Genomic DNA, 18,008 nt, shown 5'->3' on the forward strand with positions numbered 1-18,008 from the left:
TTTTCATCATTTATGAATGCGGTAGAGGTGAACGGTTATCTCTTCGCGATCATGGTAGAGGTGCTTAGCCTGTATGCCATATCGCACACCCGCTTTACGCAGCATGGCGGTCATTTCACCAAAGCACTCCGCCACCGCCTGATAACGCTGTTTCATCGGCAGCTTCAGGTTAAAGATGGTCTCTTTACACCAGCCTTCGATGATCCAGGTTGCCATGCGCTGAGCCACCTTATGAGGCTGATCCGCCATGTCACACACCATCCAGTGAATGCGAGGATCCTCAGGAACATATTTAAAGCCATCTTCAGGGAAATAAGTTACCTGACCGGTCTCCATCAGGCTTTCCGCCATCGGGCCGTTATCCACGGAGTTAACGAACATGCCACGACGCACTAGCTGATAGGTCCAGCCTCCAGGGCACGCCCCCAAGTCAACGGCACGCAAACCACCACACAAACGCTCTTCGGCCTCCTCTTCATTGAGGAACACCAGAAACGCTTCGTCCAACTTCAAGGTTGAACGGCTTGGGGCGTCCGATGGGAATTTCAGCCGCGGAATACCCATGTAGAACGGCGAACCATTATCCGAACGACTGTAACCCACATAACCATTTTGGTTGTCAGTCAGAAACAGATGGATGCGCGGCATCTTATCTTTCTCTTTGGCCGTCAAGATCCCCTGCTTACGCAGCGCCTGACGCATAGGAACCGCCAGCTTCTTACAGAACGGCAGCACCTGACGATAGGCATCGCCATCGGCAGATTCCACCCACAGTAGACCAGACTTTGGCAGCGACTTGGCGTGGGCCAGAACCGCACCAACGCGATCGCCCAGAGGCATGTCGCTAAGCTGACCGACCACCACAAACCAGCTGCGAGCAAAGATAAGACGACTAAAGTCCAGCTCGGACATCAATCGCTCCGCATCGCCCTCTTGGTAACACTCGAACAGCACAAAGCCGCTGCCCGCTTCCAAACGGGAAAAGCCATAAACTTCTAACGTAGCGGCGCTGTCTTGGATCTCCGCCGCACACTCTTTTTCAAAACCTGGACGGCAATGCAGTAATACCGTGTTCATCTGTCTCTCTCCCATTGCCACGCAGCCACCAGTAAGGTGAACCAACCCAGAATTAATAAACTGCCCCCGATGGGGGTGATGATGCCAATTCCCTTGGTTCCCAACAGCACTAAAGAGTAGATGCTGCCACTAAATCCTAAAATCCCTGCGGTGATCAGGCTGCCAGCCACCAGTAAGATGCGGCCGCCCCACTGGCGGAACCACAACGCTACAGCCATCAGCAGCAGGCAGTGGAAGAACTGGTAGCTCACCGCAGTGTTAAAACTCTCAACTAAGTAGGGTGGCGCCACTTTCGCCAACCCGTGGGCACCGTAAGCGCCCAAACCCGTTGCCGTCATTCCCAGAAAGGCAGCAACGGCCATCAATAATCTGTGCATCATGTCCTCAATATAAACTCACGGCACGCCTTGGCCGCTTGCGCTAGGTTGTCTGCTTCGCTGTAGCCGCTGGCTTTGCGTGGTTTTAAACCGTGGTCACCATCAGGCAAAAATGTCAGGGTCACCGGCTTGGGAAAGTTTATCCCGTCAAGCTCAGAGCGATTGCCAAAGGTGTCTCGCTCCCCTTGCAAAATCAGCATCGGTTGACGAGCTTCCAGGACCGGTTCCAAACGCCAATTATCCGGCTTGCCCACAGGGTGGAATGGATAACCAAGGGCGATGACTCCATGAACCTCATGCTCAAGCGCCCAGGTTGCCGACACACGGCCCCCTAACGACTTTCCCGCCAACCAGATTCGACGCCCCGGTTGGCTAAATTCCGCCACCAATGCTGACATCGCCTCAAGCAGGCGCGGCATTCTATCAGGTGGACGACGCTTTTGCGTAGCCCGAATGGTTTGCATGTAGGGAAATTCAAACCGCACCACACACAAGTCTTCTCCGGCAATGGCCTCAGCCACGGTTTTCATAAACGGGTGATCCATGCCAGCGCCGCTGCCATGGGCCAACAATAGGTAATCTTTGGCTTGGGTATTGCCATCAATTCGATATTCAGTCATCAGTCTACCCTGGGGTTGGAATGGCTTCGTTCTCGGTCTCTTCGCGGAAGGTTTCCATCATCCAGTCTCTGAATGCGGTGATCTTACCCAGATCCGCCTGCCCCTCCTGACACACCAGATAGTAGGCGTTCTTGCTAGGGAGCACCTCCTCAAACGGGCAGATCAATCGACCCGCTTCGATCTCCGGACGCGCCAGCACAGAGTACCCCAACGCGATGCCACTGCCGTGAATCGCCGCCTGCAGCACCAAAGAGGAATGGCTGAAGATAGGACCTTGGTTCACATTGGGCAGCTCGATGTTGGCCACCTTTGCCCACGCCTTCCAGTCACGGCGCGACATGTCATGCAATAGCGTATGCTGAGCTAAATCCGCAGGCGTTTTCAGTGGCTTGGGTCCGGTTAGCATTCTTGGGGAACACACCGGCAACAGACTCTCTGCCCGCAATTTATTGGCACGCAGCCCCGGCCATTTGCCGCGTCCGTAGTAGATGGCTACGTCCACATCGTCTGACAGCGAGCCTTCATCCATGTCCACGGCTTTAATGCGAACGTCGACCTCTGGATGCAGCTCCGAGAACTTAGCCAATCGAGGCACCAACCATTGAATGGCGAAGCTTGGCGACAAGCTCACCGTCAGAGAGCCAGTGGCACTTCGTGCTAGCAGACGTTCAGTGGCATCACTTAAGTGGGTAAACAAATCCTTAATGTCGAGAAAATAGCTTTGTCCCTCTTCAGTGAGGAGCAAAGATCGATTACGACGCCTAAAAAGTTTTAATCCTAAAAACTCTTCTAATGCCTTTATCTGATGACTGATCGCGGCTTGAGTCACAAATAACTCCTCTGCCGCGCGAGTGAAACTCAGGTTGCGAGCCGCAGCCTCAAAGGCTTTAACCGCATTTAATGGGGGTAGACGCCGAGACATCAGTGCTCCCTTGGCTGATGAATAAGTTTTTCTAATACCAAATATTATATTAAATCGTTTGTGACCACTACGGGGTTCGGCTATTTTTCACCCCGAATTTGAACAGCTTTTACACCTTCTCCAATGAGGCCGACCATGATCACACTTAGCTTTCTTGCTCCAACCCTAGCCGCCGTTGCTCTGCACAACCCACTGGCTCAACCAGAAATGCCACAAATTAATCTGACCGAAGTTCAACAGCAGATTGAGATGCAACTGGAAGACCAGATGCTCAACATGCAGCGTCAAGCTCAACAGATGGACGTTTACGAACCAATTATTGTTGCAAAAGAGGGTAAGGATACAAAAACAGCGCGAGCCGAATAACGACCCACGCTGCAGGAGAAGAGCCTAGACGAATAGGCAAGGGTTAGCTGATATTGAGGTCCGGCTGACCCTTAATCAGATCGTCAAGTGCTTTGATTTGGGCCAGGAACGGCTCCAACACTTCCAGAGGAAGAGCACTCGGACCATCACACCGCGCCTTATCCGGATTTGGATGCGCCTCTAAGAACAGTCCCGCCAAACCCGTCGCAATTCCCGCTTTCGCCAACTCAACCGTCTGATGACGACGACCGCCTGACGCAGCTCCAAGAGGATCGCGGCATTGCAGTGCATGAGTCACATCAAAGATCACTGGCAGACCGCCACTGCACTCTTTCATGGTGCGGAAACCCAGCATGTCCACCACTAAGTTGTCGTAGCCGAAGTTACTGCCACGCTCACACAGAATCACTTTGTCATTGCCACACTCGCCAAACTTATCGACGATGTTTTTCATCTGACCCGGGCTTAAAAACTGCGGTTTCTTAACGTTAATCACCGCACCGGTGTCTGCCATCGCTTTAACCAAGTCGGTTTGACGAGCCAAAAACGCTGGCAGTTGAATCACATCAACCACGTCGGCAACAGGCTGGCACTGATGAATCTCATGCACATCGGTGATCACAGGTACATTGAATTGAGCTTTGATCTCCTCGAAGATCTTCAAGCCCTCTTCCATACCTGGACCACGATAGGAGTGAATTGAGCTGCGGTTCGCCTTATCAAACGACGCCTTAAACACATAAGGGATGCCCAGCTTGCTGGTCACCTCGACGTAGTGCTCGGCGATCTGCATTGCCAGATCTCGAGACTCCAACACATTCATGCCACCAAACAGCACAAACGGCTTGTCGTTGGCTACCTCAAGGGAGGCCACTTCAATAGTGCGATGTTGCATAGTTTCTCTCTTCACTTATTTTCGGTGAGACGGGCTCAAGCGCATCGAATTGCCGATAAACTTGATTAACCCATCGCTAAAATTTGCAGCAGCTGGCCGCAGAACCACGCCATAACCGTACCCACAGCGTAGCCCAATACCGCCAGCAATACGCCGACGGGAGCCAAACTTGGGTGGAATGCACTGGCCACTACTGGGGCACTGGCTGCGCCACCCACATTGGCTTGGCTGCCCACCGCCATAAAGAACAGCGGAGCTTTGATCAGTTTGGCCACCAACAGCATCAAACTGGCGTGCACCAACATCCAGATGCCGCCCAGCAGGAAGTACACCGGCGACTCCAAAATGGCGCTGATGTCCATGTGCATACCGATGCTGGCCACCAGCACATAGATAAAGGCAGAGCCTATTTTAGAAGCTCCTGCCTCTTCCACTTTGGCCACTCGGGTCATCGACAGAATGATACCGATGGCGGTCGCCAGTACAATCAACCAGAAGAACTTCGAGTGCAGGCTGTACTTATCCAGCGCCGGGAAGTTCACCTCAAAATAGGGCGCTAGGATATCGGCACCAATATGGGCGATGCCGGTAACACCGAAGCCAATCGCCACAATAAACATCAGATCATTCAGATCCGGAATGCGAGCATTAGTAGCTTGCCAGTGGGCCATCTTCTCTTTCAAAGACTCAATGGCACTGGTATCGGCGCCGTTGGCGGCATCAATCTGCTTGGCACGTCCCGCCATAAACAGCAGCACCGCCATCCAGATGTTCGCCACAATCACATCTACGGCGATCATCGCCGAGAAGATGGTATCACCCACACCATAGATCTCTTTCATCGCCGTTTGGTTAGCGCCACCACCAATCCAGCTGCCGGCCACGGTGGTCATGCCACGCCAAACCGCTTCTGGGCCATGGCCACCGATAAGCTCAGGGAAGAAGGTGGAAGTCACCAGCAACGCGATGGGGGCACCAATTACAATCCCCAATGTGCCGGTAAAGAACATGATCAGCGCTTTCGGGCCCAGGCCGGCAATGGCTTTTAGGTCCAACTTCAAGGTCAACAGCACCAGCGCCGCCGGTAACAGGAACCGTGACGCCACGTAATACAGGGTATTGTCACTGCCATCGATCACCCCGAAGCTATTCAGCAACGATGGGATGAAATAGCACAGCAGCAGTGCCGGAACGTACTTGTAGAAACTCTTCCAAAATGGGTGTACGCTTTGGTGGGTGTAAAACACCGCCCCTAACACCAACATCAACAGCCCCAACACTGACGCTTGGTTGGTAATCAATACTTCTTGCATAACTTCCTCGTTGTTATTGCCACTGCCTGTGGCTTTTTGTTGTTGTATTTATCGGTCGCATCAAAAATGGCGCCGAAGCGCCATCATATCGAAAATCCATTGCTTTTAGCAGAGGCTTAGCCCAACAAGATTGGGGTTTTGGTCATCGCCACTTTGGCAATCATTCCTAGCCAACCCAGCGCCCCCAACACAGCGAACACCTTGAGCATTTTGCCCTTGGCTTTAAATGCAAATACACCCAACAGAATGTAAGCCACAACACTCAACACTTTCTCGGTTAACCATTCGGAAGAACCAGGGAATTGCTGAATCAAAAAACACAAACTGATGCCGGATAGCAGCAACAGAGTGTCGATAACATGGGGGATTATTTTAACCCACTTACGCTCCATCATCGCGGAACCAGCCATGTGCCAGTAGAAACGTACCAGCAGCAAGGTCACGCTGCAGGCGATGGTTAACATATGGAAATGTTTCATTCCAGGATACAGTGCGTCCATTAACTCTCCTAAGTCGTCGCTGTGGGATTAGCCCAAGCGACCAAAACTGAAACGGTCTTTACCGGCTAGGTCTTTTCCTGAGCCGACTTGCTGATAGCCATATTGCTCAAACAGCTGCCGAACTGCGCCGGCTTGCTCAAACCCATGCTCCAACACCATGGTGCCGCCATCATTCAAGAAATCGCGACCTTTTTCAATGATATGTTCAATATCCGCCAAGCCATTGTTGTCGGCGACCAGTGCCGACAACGGCTCAAATCGCACGTCACCTTGGCTAAGATGAGGATCGTCCGCCTCAATGTACGGCGGATTGGAAACGATCAAATCAAATTTAAGGCCTGATAACGCCTCAAACCAACTGCTCTGGCGTATATCGACACGCAGTCCATGGCGATCCCGATTCCGACACGCCAATTCCACCGCCGGTTGCTGCAGGTCCACCGCATGCATCTGCCAGCGAGGCATCTCACTGGCCAGCGCCAACGCAATGGCACCGGTACCGGTACCCAAATCCACCACTTGAGCGGCCTCAGGCAGCGGTAAAGCGAGAATGTGCTCAATGAGCGCTTCGGTATCTGGCCTTGGAATCAAGGTGCTGGGATTGACCTCAAGTGTCAGAGACCAAAACTCCCGCTCACCAGTAAGGTGGGCAATGGGCTCCCCCTGTAAGCGACGAGTCAACAGCGTTTCAAACCGCGACAGTGTGACCGCATCCAGAGTTTTCTCAGGCCAGGTGTAAAGATAAGTGCGGGGCTTATCCAGCACGAAACACAGCAACAGCTGAGCATCTAACTGAGGCGTTTCTGAAATGTGAGCGTCCGCCAGCGCCTGAGTAGCGCTGGCGATAAGGGCATCTATACGCACCCTTACTCCTCGGCCAGCTGCGCCAGCATGTCAGCCTGATATTCGTGCAGGATTGGCTGCGACAACGCATCCAGATCCCCTTCCATTACTTCCGCCAGACGATACAGCGTCAGGTTAATGCGATGGTCAGAAACACGGCCTTGAGGGTAGTTGTAGGTGCGGATTCGCTCAGAACGGTCACCAGACGCCATCAAGTTACGGCGGGAGCTTTGCTCCTCCTGACGACGCTTCTCATCTTCGGCCGCCTGCAAGCGGGCGCCCAGAATCGACATCGCTCGGGCACGGTTTTTATGCTGAGAGCGCTCATCCTGACATTCCACCACCACGCCGGTAGGGATGTGGGTAATACGGATCGCCGAATCGGTTTTGTTTACGTGCTGACCACCAGCACCGGAGGCGCGGAAGGTGTCCACTTTCAGATCCGCTGGATTGATCTCAACCAGCTCAGCTTCTGGAAGCTCTGGCATCACAATCACAGTACAAGCGGAGGTGTGGATACGACCTTGAGATTCAGTGGAGGGGACACGCTGAACGCGGTGACCGCCACTTTCAAATTTCATTACCCCGTAGGCGCCGTCACCAGACAGCTTAGCGATCACTTTGGAGAAACCGCCATGCTCGCCGTCGGTGGCAGACATCAGCTCAATGCGCCAGCCTTTGGCTTCCGCATAACGGCTGTACATGCGGAACAGGTCGCCAGCAAAAATCGCCGCTTCATCACCGCCAGCACCAGCACGAATCTCAATAAAGGCGTTGTTGTCGTCTTTCGGATCACGAGGCAACAGCAAAATCTGCAGCTCATCTTCCAGTTCGGCTACCACCGCTTTGGCTTCTTTAAGCTCCTCTTCTGCCATCTCCTTCATGTCAGGATCAGACAGCATCTCTTCGGCGGTTTCGATATCTTCTAGGGCTTGCTGGTAACGACGAAAGGCGGCAACCACCTCTTCCAGCTGAGAGAACTCTTTTGACAGAGCGCGGAACCGATCTTGATCGGAAATGACATCCGGCTCGCCCAGTAGCGCTTGAACTTCTTCATTACGCTCGAGCAAGCCTTCAAGTTTTGCATATACGGAAGGCTTCATGATTTCATCTTTGACAAATAACGCTGGCGCTAATTGTCGTTGATGCCGAGGGCCTTACGCAAGAGGTCTAGTGAATTCAGATCGCCACTTCGTGCGGCCTGCCCCAAAGCTTGGGTTGGAGAATGGATCAAACGGTTGGTCAATTTGTTGGCCAACTCTCTCACCACCTGCTCAGCGTTACCGCCGGATTGCAGCTTGGTCAGTGCCTTTTCCAACATGTCGTCTTTGATGGCACTGCTCTGATCGCGATAGTGTTTCAACGTATCAATGGAATCCAGGCTTCGCAGCCAGTCCATGAACTCGCTCGCTTCTTCTGAGGCGATCTGCTCCGCCTCTTCCGCCGCTTCTAAGCGATTCTTCATGTTCTTCTGAACGATGCCCTGAAGATCATCTACGGTATACAGATAGGCGTTTTCCAGCTCACCCACCTCAGATTCAATATCTCGAGGTACGGCGATGTCTACCAGCAGCATCGGCTGTTGACGGCGGCTCTTCAGCGCATTCTCCACCATCCCTTTACCAATGATCGGCAGCGGTGATGCGGTAGAGGAGATCACGATGTCCGCCTCAGGCAGACATTCCGGAATCTGTTGCAGAGTCACGACTCGGGCACCAAATTCTTCCGCCATGCCTTCTGCACGACTGACGGTGCGGTTAGCCACGGTCATCTTAGTCACGCCAGCTTCTTTCAGGTGTCGGGCCACCAGTTCGATGGTTTCACCCGCGCCCACCAGCAGTACGTTGGCGCCTTGCACATCATCGAAGATGTGTTTCGCCAAGTTTACCGCTGCAAAGGCAACAGAAACCGCTGAGGCACCAATATTGGTCTCAGTACGGATCTTCTTCGCCACCTTGAAGGTATGCTGGAACATGCGATCAACGGTATGGGACACGGTGCCGTGCTGTTGAGCGCTGCTAAAAGCTTGTTTGATTTGACCCAAAATCTGCGGCTCACCCAGAACCAGAGAATCCAGCCCCGCGGAAACCCGCAACAGGTGTTTTACGGCAGATTGGTTTTCGTGCAGGTACAGGCTGGCCCGCACCTCATCTTCTGGCAAGCTATGGTATTCAACCAACCAGCGGATCAACGCTTCACTCTCCGCCTGATTCACGTACAGTTCAGTACGGTTACAGGTAGACAAAATGACAGCTTCACCGGTGGCGGTGATCTTGGATACGCTTTTTAAAGCATCAGCTAGGATATCTGGTCCAAATGCCAACTTTTCACGCAAAGATACACTTGCGGTCTTGTGGTTGATTCCAATTGCTACTAACGTCATGGCTCTCCAGCTTCACCCCGAAAATTGAACTTGGGTCGAGACTTGGGCAATTCTATGCGCAAACAGCCAACCTTGAAAACAGCAATGCTGTTCTTTGCTAGATCGATGTTGTTGATTGTGGTGCAGTGCACAAAATAGGTAATTTATGTTTCAAGCTTTCGTTAAGTGCACCACCTTGGTGCTGCTCGCCCTATGGCTAACCGGCTGTGCCAGTGCCCCTGACGCCAACCAAAACTCCAACTCTGCCGCCGATTTAACTCGCTGGCAGATAAAAGGAAAACTGGCCATCATCACCCCTGACGAGCGGTTGTCACTAACCATGCAGTGGCAACACCTTGAGCAGCAAGATAAAATTCGCTTGTCCGACCCATTCGGACGAACCGTACTTCTACTGGAATCCCAGCCTGAATACGCCTCAGTCCTATTGGATGGCCAACATCATACAGGGAACAGCGCCAATGCGCTCATCCAACGTCTTACCGGCTGGCAATTCCCACTCACCGAGCTCACCAGTTGGATTTTAGGCCAACCCTCAGGTGAACACGCCGTCCAATACGATGCCAATGGCTGGCCCGCGTTCGCCCAAGTCGAAGTGGACCCTCTGGCTCCGGCTTGGACTCTGACCTACCAAGGGTGGCAACAGTTCAATGGCTACCGAATTCCAAAGGCGATTAACTTGCGCCAGCTCGATAAGACCTTAAAATTAAAGCTTTATGAGTGGCAACCGGAGCCTTAAGGGAATGCCTGAATTTAGCCGTAACTGGCCTGCCCCCGCCAAATTGAATCTTTTCCTGCACATCAATGGTCGTCGTGAAGATGGCTTCCATGAGCTGCAATCACTATTTCAATTTGTTGATCATGGCGATCTGTTGCACTTTGCCATCACCGACGATGGCCACATCTCTCTGACGCCTGAAGTGGAAGGGGTCAATCACGACGATAACCTCATTGTTCGCGCCGCCAAATTGCTTCAGCAACACTCAGGAACGCACCAAGGCGCTCTCATTGAGCTGAAAAAACAGCTGCCGATGGGCGGAGGCCTAGGCGGTGGTTCTTCCGATGCCGCAACCACATTGGTCGCTCTGAATCAACTTTGGCAACTGAACCTAAGCGTCGACACGCTCGCAGAACTGGGACTGAGCCTAGGTGCCGATGTGCCGGTGTTTGTTCGCGGCTTGGCTTCCGTGGCCGATGGGGTGGGCGAGAAGCTGCGCCCTGTTGAAGTGGAAGAGCCTTGGTATTTGGTGGTCGCCCCAGGGATTGAAGTCTCCACGGCGGAAATCTTTGGCGCGCCAGACCTGATTCGAGATTCAGCCAAGCTGGCACAACCGGAATTTCACCAAACTCAATGGCGAAATGACTGCGTTGGCGCGGTTATCAAGCGTTATGGTCAAGTTGCAAACGCGTTGGCGTGGTTGATAGAATATGCGCCGTCTCAAATGACTGGCACTGGAAGTTGCATCTTTGGCACCTTTACAAATCAAGAAGATGCCCAATATGCGCTTGCAGAATTGCCAAGCGAGTGGCAAGGATTTGTTGCTCGAGGCCGTAACCGTTCGCCCCTGCTCGACCGAACGCTGCAGCCCTAACTGGAGCTACGCTTTGCGCCTCCCTACCCTATTAAAAATAAGCCTAGCCTGAGGTTAATACTGTGCCTGACATCAAGCTTTTTGCCGGAAACGCTACCCCCGAACTGGCAAACCGTATCGCCAATCGCCTCTACTGTTCTTTGGGTGATGCTGAAGTAGGTCGCTTCTCTGATGGAGAGATTTGCGTTCAGATCAACGAGAACGTTCGTGGCGCGGATGTCTTCATTATCCAATCTACCTGCGCTCCAACTAACGACAACCTGATGGAATTGGTTGTGATGGTCGACGCTCTACGTCGTGCCTCCGCTGGCCGTATCACCGCGGTAATCCCATACTTCGGTTACGCTCGCCAAGACCGCCGCGTTCGCTCTGCTCGTGTGCCAATCACCGCCAAAGTGGTTGCCGACTTCCTATCCAGCGTTGGCGTAGACCGCGTTCTAACCTGCGACCTGCACGCCGAGCAGATTCAAGGTTTCTTCGACGTACCAGTGGATAACGTATTTGGTAGCCCTGTGCTACTGGAAGACATGCGTGCAAAGGCACTGGACAACCCAGTTGTGGTTTCTCCTGACATCGGTGGCGTTGTACGTGCTCGCGCCGTGGCCAAACTGCTTGATGATTCCGATTTGGCCATCATCGACAAGCGCCGTCCACGCGCCAACGTATCTCAAGTGATGCACATCATAGGTGATGTGAAAGATCGCGACTGCGTTATCGTTGACGACATGATCGACACCGGCGGCACCCTGTGTAAGGCCGCTGAAGCGCTGAAAGCACACGGTGCTCGCCGCGTATTCGCCTACGCCACTCACCCAGTATTCTCCGGCAACGCGCCTCAAAATATCACCGAGTCGGTGATCGACGAAGTGATCGTAACCGATACTGTGCCTCTGAGTGACGAGATGAAAGCCACTGGCAAAGTATCTCAGTTGACCATGTCTTCCGTGATGGCGGAAGCGATTCGTCGCGTGAGCAACGAAGAGTCTATCTCGGCAATGTTTGAGCACTAAGCACAACACCTAATTCAAAAGGGCGCTATTCAGCGCCCTTTTTCATTTCTAGCTTAGTTTCCTCATGCTTTAGCGAATGGCATTCAGTTACCAAGCTGAAACTTTCGCTTCATTTTTGTGCAACCCAAAACCCCTCAACGTGATCCAGATCACTCAGCGAATTTTCAGATAATGATACGGTTCGACCGCCTAACTGGCAGATTCTTAAAAAATATTAAAAGAGCTATCCAGTATGATGAAATTACAAAAATCGATGATCGCTATCTCCCTGATGGCGGCGCTATCCGCATGTTCTGACAGCGATACACCGCCACCGGCTCAGGTAGAGAATTTTGAGCTGACCATCGCGCACGTCAATGACACTCACTCCACCTTCGATCCAGTTCGTTCTAGCTTTTTAGCCGGTGAAGACAACCTGGTTTACAACGAATTCGGTGGCTACCCTCGCTTGCTAGAAGCGGCAAACAAAGTGAAGAGCGCAGCAGCGGCAAACAACGATTCCGTTCTGTTTCTGCACGGCGGTGACGCTTGGCAAGGCAGCGCTTACTTTAAGCTAAACGATGGTCGCGCTAACGCGGATCTTCTGTCACAAATGGGCATCGATGCCATGGCTCTGGGCAACCACGAGTTCGATTTGACTACCACCGAGTTGGCAGACTTCATCGATACCGTGACCTTCCCAGTATTGGCCAACAACATCGATGCCAGCGCCGACGCGGCACTGGGTCAAGTATCTAACCTTAAGCCATATCAGCTGTTCGCATTTAACGGCAACATGAAGCGTGAAATCAGCAGTGCCAGCGGCGCCGTTGAAGGCGAAAAGGTTGTTGCCGTTATCGGTGTGGTTCTTGAAGACCTGCAAGACATCTCCACCGGCACTGGCGATGTGACTTTCTCTTCCGAGATCACTGCCACTCAAGCGACCGTTGATGCTCTGAAAGCTGACGGCGTTAACCAAATTATCGTTCTGTCCCACATCGGTTTGCAGCGTGACCAAGCTCTGGCAGCTGGTGTAAACGGCATCGACGTTATCGTTGGTGGCCACAGCCACACCTTGCTTGGCGATTTCACCGATCTAGGCAAAGGCAACCCTGGCGCATACGCTGAGCTAGTCACCAATGCAGATGGCAAAGGCAAAACCTGTATCGTCCAAGCTGGTGAACTGGCCCAAGCCATCGGTAAAGTAAACGTTGAGTTCAACCCTGAAGGTGAACTGGTGCAATGTGCCGGTAATAACACGCTACTGTCCAACGACACCTTCTTTACCGACGCACTTCGCGGCAGTGATTCACTGGTGATCGGCAACGACCATCAACATGTGATCGACTTCATCGACGCTCACAAACAGATCACCGTTGAAGAAGAGAATGCGGATCTACGTGCTCACATCGATGCCTTCTACAAGCCTGCGGTTGATGCGGCTTACGGCGAAGTCATTGCTGCGGTTCCAGCTGAAATCAACCACGAACGCCGTCCTGGCGATGCCAACACCGATGCTCACGGCTCTGACGTAGCACCTCTAGTGGGTGAAGCAGAAGTGTTCTGGGCCAACCAAGATGCCGTTAAAGCCGTAACCGGTCTAACCGCACAAATCGGTCTAGTAGGTGCAGGTGGCGTTCGTACCAACATTGGTGCCGGTGACTTCCGCGAAGGTAACTCCAGCCTAGAACTGCTGCCGTTCTCCAACCAGCTGTCTGTTCTGAGCCTGTCTGGCGCAGAGATTAAGACCCTGCTGGAAACCACCATTACCCCAACTCTGGACAAAGCGGCACACGCCGGTAAATTCCCATACGTTGGTGGCATGCGCTACACCTTCACCGAATCCGTGAAGGGCGTATCTGGCTCTATCACTCAGCTGCAGGTAAACACCGGAACCGAAGCAGCTCCAGTATGGGCTGACATCGTAGATGGCCAAGACTACGTTGTGGTTATCAACGGTTACAACGTTAACGGCCGTGATGGCTGGACTGCCATGGGCGATGCACAAGTTGGCTCAACCGACCGTGTAGATGTGGTAATCGAAAACGGCGAATACGTAGGTTACCCAGTGGATAGCCTAACCAAAAACGTGGCTGACGATGGTGCTATCTCCTTCACCGTAAACTACAAAGATGGCAATGCTCCAGACTGTAAAGCCGATGGCGTTCGTTGCAACACCGATGCACAGTCTTTCATCGACTACTCTGATGCAAAAGGCATTTTGGCTCCTCTGCCATTTGAAACCGTTACCATCAAGTACATGGACTAATCACAGCTGATTAACACCATGAATAGAGGCGGCCTATGGCCGCCTTTTATTTTTGGGGATTGGTAAAGCGCACATTCATCGACTAAAGGATCTAATCGCGATCAATACCAACCTCAAGGAAAACCTTCATGACCACCATCTCATTGGAAGCCCAAACTCGCACTGAACATGGCACCGGCGTCAGCCGCCGATTACGTAATCAGGGCTTAGTGCCCGGCGTACTCTATGGAGGAGACCAAGCCGCCGTCTCTGTTGCCCTCCCCCACAATCAACTGATCAAAGCTCAGGAGCAAGAGGCGTTCTACAGCCAAGTCATTCAGTTGTCTCTCGATGACAAGCCCATTCAAGTGATTGTCAAAGCCCTGCAGCGCCACCCATACAAACCCAAGCTTCTACACATTGATCTGGTGCGAGTGACCGCCGGTGAAGCCATCACCGCCACAGTACCGATTCACTTCCTTAATGAAGGCCAATCGGTAGGGGAAAAAGCCGGAGGACAAGTACATCATCACTTAACAGAGTTGGAACTGCGGGCACTTCCGAGTAAACTGCCCGAATTTGTCGACGTGGACATTGCCAATCTGGCGGCTGGCCATACCCTTCACTTAAGCGATCTCACCTTGCCCGAAGGCACTGAGTTGGTGGCATTAGGTAAAGGCGACGAACACAACTACTCCGTGGTTACCATCCATCCTGCGAAGGGCGGCGGTGACGACGACAACTCGGAAGAGACGAATCAAGACAGTGAGTAACAGTATCCGCCTGATTGTGGGTCTGGCCAATCCAGGCCCCGAATACAGCCGCACTCGGCACAATGCCGGTGCTTGGCTGATTGAAGAGTTAGCCCGTATGCACAATGTGGTGCTGAAAAGCGAATCCAAGTTTTTCGGCCTAACCGGTCGCATTCAGCAAAATGGCCAAGACATGCGCCTGCTGATTCCGACCACCTTCATGAATCTATCAGGCAAAGCCATCGCCGCCATGGCCAATTTCTACGGCATTGAGCCCGAGGAGATTCTGGTCGTACACGATGAGTTGGATCTGCCTCCTGGTGTTGCCAAGTTAAAGAAAGGTGGGGGTCATGGCGGTCACAATGGCCTTAAGGACACCATCAGAAAGCTAGGCAACAACAAAGAATTTTATCGTCTGCGGATCGGCATTGGCCATCCCGGCGACAAAAACAAGGTAAGCGGCTACGTTCTGGGTAAAGCCCCAGAAAAAGAGCAACGCGCCATAGATGAAGCCGTCGATGAAGCCTCACGCTGCATCGATATCCTATTGAAGGATGGCATCACCAAAGCAATGAATCGTCTCCACACATTTAAGGCCGAAGTGGCCTAAGCGAACACAAAGGGTTTTTTCACCATGGGTTTCAAATGCGGTATCGTCGGCCTGCCAAACGTCGGCAAGTCCACCCTCTTTAATGCACTGACCAAAGCTGGTATCGAAGCGGCTAACTTCCCGTTCTGTACCATTGAGCCAAACACTGGCGTGGTTCCTGTGCCAGACGAGCGCCTGCAAGCACTGGCAGACATCGTAAATCCAGAGCGCGTCCTGCCAACCACCATGGAATTTGTGGACATCGCTGGTCTGGTAAAAGGCGCGGCTTCCGGTGAAGGTCTGGGCAACAAGTTCCTAGCCAACATCCGTGAAACCGACGCCATCGGTCACGTGGTTCGCTGCTTCGAGAACGACAACATCGTTCACGTATCTGGTGGCGTTAACCCAGAAGACGACATCGAGGTGATCAACACCGAATTGGCTCTGGCGGATCTGGAAGCCGTTGAACGTGCTCTTCTGCGTCTTGGTAAACGCGCCAAAGGCGGTGATAAAGACGCCAAGTTCGAAATCACCGTATTGGATAAGCTAAAGCCAGTACTGGAAGAGGGCGGCATGGCCCGCTCTGTAGAACTAGACAGCACCGAGAAAAAAGCCATCGAATACATGGGTCTGCTGACGCTAAAACCAACCATGTACATCGCTAACGTTAACGATGACGGTTTCGAGAACAACCCTTACCTAGATAAGGTTCGCGAAATTGCCGCCACTGAAAACGCCATCGTAGTGCCAGTTTGTGCCGAAATCGAAGCGGAAATTGCCGAGCTAGACGATGAAGAGCGTGATGAGTTCATGGCTGACCTAGGCATTGAAGAGCCCGGTCTGAACCGCGTAATTCGTGGTGGTTACAGCCTACTGACCCTGCAAACCTACTTCACCGCAGGCGTGAAAGAGGTGCGCGCTTGGACCATTCCTGTTGGCGCCACCGCTCCTCAAGCCGCAGGTAAAATCCACACCGACTTTGAGAAAGGCTTTATTCGTGCCGAAATCATCGGTTATAACGACTACATCCAGTTCAAGGGTGAGTCCGGCGCTAAAGATGCCGGTAAGTGGCGTCTGGAAGGTAAAGACTACATCGTAAAAGATGGCGATGTGATCCACTTCCGTTTCAACGTGTAATCGTTGCCGCAATAACTCTCTATGCCCCGCAAGTCGGGGCATAATTTTATCTGCAGCAAATTGAACGACAATTAGCACAAAGTTGCCTGATGCGGCGTCGAACTGAACAATTTACAAACGAACAGTTGCGCAAAGCAAAATTCCCTTGAAAAAGCGGTTGACCGATTCCGCGGTTCTACGCATAATACGCCCCGCTTCCCAGTGAGGGAGCGCGCAACAATTTGTGATGGCTACGTAGCTCAGCTGGTTAGAGCACAGCACTCATAATGCTGGGGTCGCAGGTTCAAGTCCCGCCGTAGCTACCATCTCTTATAAAGAGTTGGTTTTAGCATTTAGCTAGCATTACAATTTGTTGTCCTGTTGGGCTATCGCCAAGCGGTAAGGCAGCGGGTTTTGATCCCGCCATTCCCAGGTTCGAATCCTGGTAGCCCAGCCATTTTTAAGAAATGTGGCTAACGACAACGGGTTTTGATCCCGACGTCAGCACCCAGGTCGCGAATCGGGTAGCCCAGCCATATTTTTGTTAGTTGCACTACCAAGCAGCTGACAATGAAGCAAAGCTTCAAAACAATTTAGTGGCTACGTAGCTCAGCTGGTTAGAGCACAGCACTCATAATGCTGGGGTCGCAGGTTCAAGTCCCGCCGTAGCTACCATTATTTGGTAGGAATACTACCAGTCATCGTCTCTTACGATGTAAAAATAAAGAGATGCGGGAGTGGCGGAATTGGTAGACGCGCTAGATTTAGGTTCTAGTATCGCAAGGTGTGAGAGTTCAAGTCTCTCCTCCCGCACCATTTGATTGGGCTATCGCCAAGCGGTAAGGCAGCGGGTTTTGATCCCGCCATTCCCAGGTTCGAATCCTGGTAGCCCAGCCATCTTTAGAATGGTTGCATGCGCACCCATTAGACAATTTGTTGGGCTATCGCCAAGCGGTAAGGCAGCGGGTTTTGATCCCGCCATTCCCAGGTTCGAATCCTGGTAGCCCAGCCATTTAATTCAATATGGTTCTAAAGCAGCGGATTTTGATCCCGGCATCAATGCCAGGTTCGACAATATCGGTAGCCCAGCCATTTAATTGAATATGGTTACAAGGCAACGGATTTTATCCCGGCATCAGTGCCAGGTTCGAGAATCTCGGTAGCCCAGCCATACATCATTAAGCCACCTCACCAAGGTGGCTTTTTATTACCAGCATAAGCAGTTATGCCATCGTCTCTTACGATGTAAAATTCAAAGAAATGCGGGAGTGGCGGAATTGGTAGACGCGCTAGATTTAGGTTCTAGTATCGCAAGGTGTGAGAGTTCAAGTCTCTCCTCCCGCACCATTTGATTGGGCTATCGCCAAGCGGTAAGGCAGCGGGTTTTGATCCCGCCATTCCCAGGTTCGAATCCTGGTAGCCCAGCCAT

General features: G+C 52.4%; 18 protein-coding genes and 8 tRNA genes. 16 read left to right on the forward strand and 10 right to left on the reverse strand.

Going from position 1 to position 18,008, the window contains the following annotated elements:
* Positions 1-6: 6 nt before the first annotated feature.
* The 4 genes from rlmM to FCL42_RS11575 are packed head-to-tail and all read right to left on the reverse strand — an operon-like array spanning position 7 to position 2,996.
* A complete protein-coding gene (gene rlmM, locus FCL42_RS11560) occupies positions 7-1,077 on the reverse strand; it encodes a 23S rRNA (cytidine(2498)-2'-O)-methyltransferase RlmM (protein ID WP_136863578.1) in 1,071 nt (356 codons plus the stop codon).
* Entirely contained in the window at positions 1,074-1,454 is a 381-nt protein-coding gene (locus FCL42_RS11565; protein ID WP_136863579.1) for a DUF423 domain-containing protein, read from the reverse strand. Before FCL42_RS11565 ends, rlmM begins: the two co-directional genes overlap by 4 nt.
* The gene (locus FCL42_RS11570; protein ID WP_136863580.1) at positions 1,454-2,074 is read right to left on the reverse strand and encodes an alpha/beta family hydrolase; all 621 of its coding nucleotides are present in this window, start codon (positions 2,072-2,074) and stop codon (positions 1,454-1,456) included. Before FCL42_RS11570 ends, FCL42_RS11565 begins: the two co-directional genes overlap by 1 nt.
* Before the next feature lie 4 nt (positions 2,075-2,078).
* Entirely contained in the window at positions 2,079-2,996 is a 918-nt protein-coding gene (locus FCL42_RS11575; protein WP_136863581.1) for a transcriptional regulator GcvA, read from the reverse strand.
* A gap of 135 nt (positions 2,997-3,131) precedes the next feature.
* Here FCL42_RS11575 and FCL42_RS11580 point away from each other — a divergent pair, with 135 nt between their 5' ends.
* On the forward strand, positions 3,132-3,362 hold the full coding sequence (locus tag FCL42_RS11580; RefSeq protein ID WP_136863582.1) for a hypothetical protein: 231 nt from the start codon (positions 3,132-3,134) through the stop codon (positions 3,360-3,362).
* A 43-nt stretch (positions 3,363-3,405) separates the two neighbouring features.
* On the opposite strand, the gene kdsA is transcribed toward FCL42_RS11580, so the two are convergent.
* From kdsA to hemA, 6 genes are all read right to left on the reverse strand, one after another.
* On the reverse strand, positions 3,406-4,257 hold the full coding sequence (kdsA, locus tag FCL42_RS11585; protein ID WP_136863583.1) for a 3-deoxy-8-phosphooctulonate synthase: 852 nt from the start codon (positions 4,255-4,257) through the stop codon (positions 3,406-3,408).
* Between the two features lie 65 nt (positions 4,258-4,322).
* Entirely contained in the window at positions 4,323-5,570 is a 1,248-nt protein-coding gene (locus tag FCL42_RS11590; RefSeq protein ID WP_136863584.1) for a DUF819 family protein, read from the reverse strand.
* Between the two features lie 116 nt (positions 5,571-5,686).
* Positions 5,687-6,070, reverse strand: coding sequence for a SirB2 family protein (locus tag FCL42_RS11595; RefSeq protein WP_136863585.1), 384 nt, complete (start codon positions 6,068-6,070; stop codon positions 5,687-5,689).
* Positions 6,071-6,097: 27 nt separating this feature from the next.
* Positions 6,098-6,934, reverse strand: a complete 837-nt coding sequence (gene prmC, locus FCL42_RS11600) for a peptide chain release factor N(5)-glutamine methyltransferase (RefSeq protein WP_136863586.1) — start codon at positions 6,932-6,934, stop codon at positions 6,098-6,100.
* Between the two features lie 2 nt (positions 6,935-6,936).
* Positions 6,937-8,016: a peptide chain release factor 1 gene (gene prfA, locus FCL42_RS11605; RefSeq protein ID WP_136863587.1), complete on the reverse strand. Its 1,080-nt coding sequence runs from the start codon at positions 8,014-8,016 to the stop codon at positions 6,937-6,939.
* Between the two features lie 29 nt (positions 8,017-8,045).
* Positions 8,046-9,296 (reverse strand): glutamyl-tRNA reductase, encoded by a 1,251-nt coding sequence (hemA, locus tag FCL42_RS11610; protein ID WP_136863588.1) that lies wholly within the window; start codon positions 9,294-9,296, stop codon positions 8,046-8,048.
* A gap of 145 nt (positions 9,297-9,441) precedes the next feature.
* On the opposite strand from hemA, the gene lolB reads away from it, so the two are divergent.
* The 15 genes from lolB to FCL42_RS11685 all read left to right on the forward strand — a co-directional run bounded on the left by lolB (position 9,442) and on the right by FCL42_RS11685 (position 18,007).
* Positions 9,442-10,032: a lipoprotein insertase outer membrane protein LolB gene (gene lolB / locus FCL42_RS11615; protein WP_136863589.1), complete on the forward strand. Its 591-nt coding sequence runs from the start codon at positions 9,442-9,444 to the stop codon at positions 10,030-10,032.
* A 4-nt stretch (positions 10,033-10,036) separates the two neighbouring features.
* Positions 10,037-10,885: a 4-(cytidine 5'-diphospho)-2-C-methyl-D-erythritol kinase gene (gene ispE, locus FCL42_RS11620; protein WP_136863590.1), complete on the forward strand. Its 849-nt coding sequence runs from the start codon at positions 10,037-10,039 to the stop codon at positions 10,883-10,885.
* A gap of 62 nt (positions 10,886-10,947) precedes the next feature.
* Complete coding sequence (locus FCL42_RS11625; protein ID WP_136863591.1) at positions 10,948-11,895, forward strand: ribose-phosphate pyrophosphokinase; 948 nt, start codon at positions 10,948-10,950, stop codon at positions 11,893-11,895.
* A gap of 232 nt (positions 11,896-12,127) precedes the next feature.
* Positions 12,128-14,143, forward strand: coding sequence for a bifunctional metallophosphatase/5'-nucleotidase (locus FCL42_RS11630; protein WP_229359846.1), 2,016 nt, complete (start codon positions 12,128-12,130; stop codon positions 14,141-14,143).
* Between the two features lie 128 nt (positions 14,144-14,271).
* Positions 14,272-14,895, forward strand: a complete 624-nt coding sequence (locus tag FCL42_RS11635) for a 50S ribosomal protein L25/general stress protein Ctc (RefSeq protein ID WP_136863592.1) — start codon at positions 14,272-14,274, stop codon at positions 14,893-14,895.
* Positions 14,888-15,484: an aminoacyl-tRNA hydrolase gene (pth, locus tag FCL42_RS11640; protein WP_136863593.1), complete on the forward strand. Its 597-nt coding sequence runs from the start codon at positions 14,888-14,890 to the stop codon at positions 15,482-15,484. The genes FCL42_RS11635 and pth overlap by 8 nt, the downstream gene beginning before the upstream one ends.
* A 24-nt stretch (positions 15,485-15,508) precedes the next feature.
* A complete protein-coding gene (gene ychF, locus FCL42_RS11645; RefSeq protein ID WP_136863594.1) occupies positions 15,509-16,600 on the forward strand; it encodes a redox-regulated ATPase YchF in 1,092 nt (363 codons plus the stop codon).
* A 228-nt stretch (positions 16,601-16,828) separates the two neighbouring features.
* Positions 16,829-16,905: transfer RNA gene (locus FCL42_RS11650), tRNA-Met, on the forward strand.
* A 56-nt stretch (positions 16,906-16,961) separates the two neighbouring features.
* A tRNA-Gln gene (locus FCL42_RS11655) sits at positions 16,962-17,036 on the forward strand.
* 141 nt (positions 17,037-17,177) lie between these two features.
* A tRNA-Met gene (locus tag FCL42_RS11660) sits at positions 17,178-17,254 on the forward strand.
* A 56-nt stretch (positions 17,255-17,310) separates the two neighbouring features.
* A tRNA-Leu gene (locus tag FCL42_RS11665) sits at positions 17,311-17,395 on the forward strand.
* Positions 17,396-17,401: 6 nt separating this feature from the next.
* Positions 17,402-17,476 (forward strand) — tRNA-Gln (locus FCL42_RS11670).
* Positions 17,477-17,516: 40 nt separating this feature from the next.
* Positions 17,517-17,591: transfer RNA gene (locus FCL42_RS11675), tRNA-Gln, on the forward strand.
* Positions 17,592-17,841: 250 nt separating this feature from the next.
* Positions 17,842-17,926: transfer RNA gene (locus FCL42_RS11680), tRNA-Leu, on the forward strand.
* Positions 17,927-17,932: 6 nt separating this feature from the next.
* Positions 17,933-18,007: transfer RNA gene (locus FCL42_RS11685), tRNA-Gln, on the forward strand.
* Position 18,008 lies beyond the last annotated feature (1 nt).

The sequence above is a fragment of the Ferrimonas aestuarii genome (genome assembly GCF_005116665.1).
GTDB lineage: Bacteria > Pseudomonadota > Gammaproteobacteria > Enterobacterales > Shewanellaceae > Ferrimonas > Ferrimonas aestuarii.

Bases quoted from the DNA above. Each gene is read 5' to 3' on its own strand.
- ychF (WP_136863594.1), top strand. From the start codon at position 15,509: ATGGGTTTCAAATGCGGTATCGTCGGCCTGCCAAACGTCGGCAAGTCC.
- lolB (WP_136863589.1), top strand. From the start codon at position 9,442: ATGTTTCAAGCTTTCGTTAAGTGCACCACCTTGGTGCTGCTCGCCCTA.
- ispE (WP_136863590.1), top strand. From the start codon at position 10,037: ATGCCTGAATTTAGCCGTAACTGGCCTGCCCCCGCCAAATTGAATCTT.
- prfA (WP_136863587.1), bottom strand. From the start codon at position 8,016: ATGAAGCCTTCCGTATATGCAAAACTTGAAGGCTTGCTCGAGCGTAAT.
- FCL42_RS11570 (WP_136863580.1), bottom strand. From the start codon at position 2,074: ATGACTGAATATCGAATTGATGGCAATACCCAAGCCAAAGATTACCTA.
- hemA (WP_136863588.1), bottom strand. From the start codon at position 9,296: ATGACGTTAGTAGCAATTGGAATCAACCACAAGACCGCAAGTGTATCT.
- FCL42_RS11590 (WP_136863584.1), bottom strand. From the start codon at position 5,570: ATGCAAGAAGTATTGATTACCAACCAAGCGTCAGTGTTGGGGCTGTTG.
- FCL42_RS11575 (WP_136863581.1), bottom strand. From the start codon at position 2,996: ATGTCTCGGCGTCTACCCCCATTAAATGCGGTTAAAGCCTTTGAGGCT.
- FCL42_RS11580 (WP_136863582.1), top strand. From the start codon at position 3,132: ATGATCACACTTAGCTTTCTTGCTCCAACCCTAGCCGCCGTTGCTCTG.
- FCL42_RS11595 (WP_136863585.1), bottom strand. From the start codon at position 6,070: ATGGACGCACTGTATCCTGGAATGAAACATTTCCATATGTTAACCATC.
- kdsA (WP_136863583.1), bottom strand. From the start codon at position 4,257: ATGCAACATCGCACTATTGAAGTGGCCTCCCTTGAGGTAGCCAACGAC.
- FCL42_RS11635 (WP_136863592.1), top strand. From the start codon at position 14,272: ATGACCACCATCTCATTGGAAGCCCAAACTCGCACTGAACATGGCACC.
- rlmM (WP_136863578.1), bottom strand. From the start codon at position 1,077: ATGAACACGGTATTACTGCATTGCCGTCCAGGTTTTGAAAAAGAGTGT.
- FCL42_RS11630 (WP_229359846.1), top strand. From the start codon at position 12,128: ATGATGAAATTACAAAAATCGATGATCGCTATCTCCCTGATGGCGGCG.
- FCL42_RS11565 (WP_136863579.1), bottom strand. From the start codon at position 1,454: ATGCACAGATTATTGATGGCCGTTGCTGCCTTTCTGGGAATGACGGCA.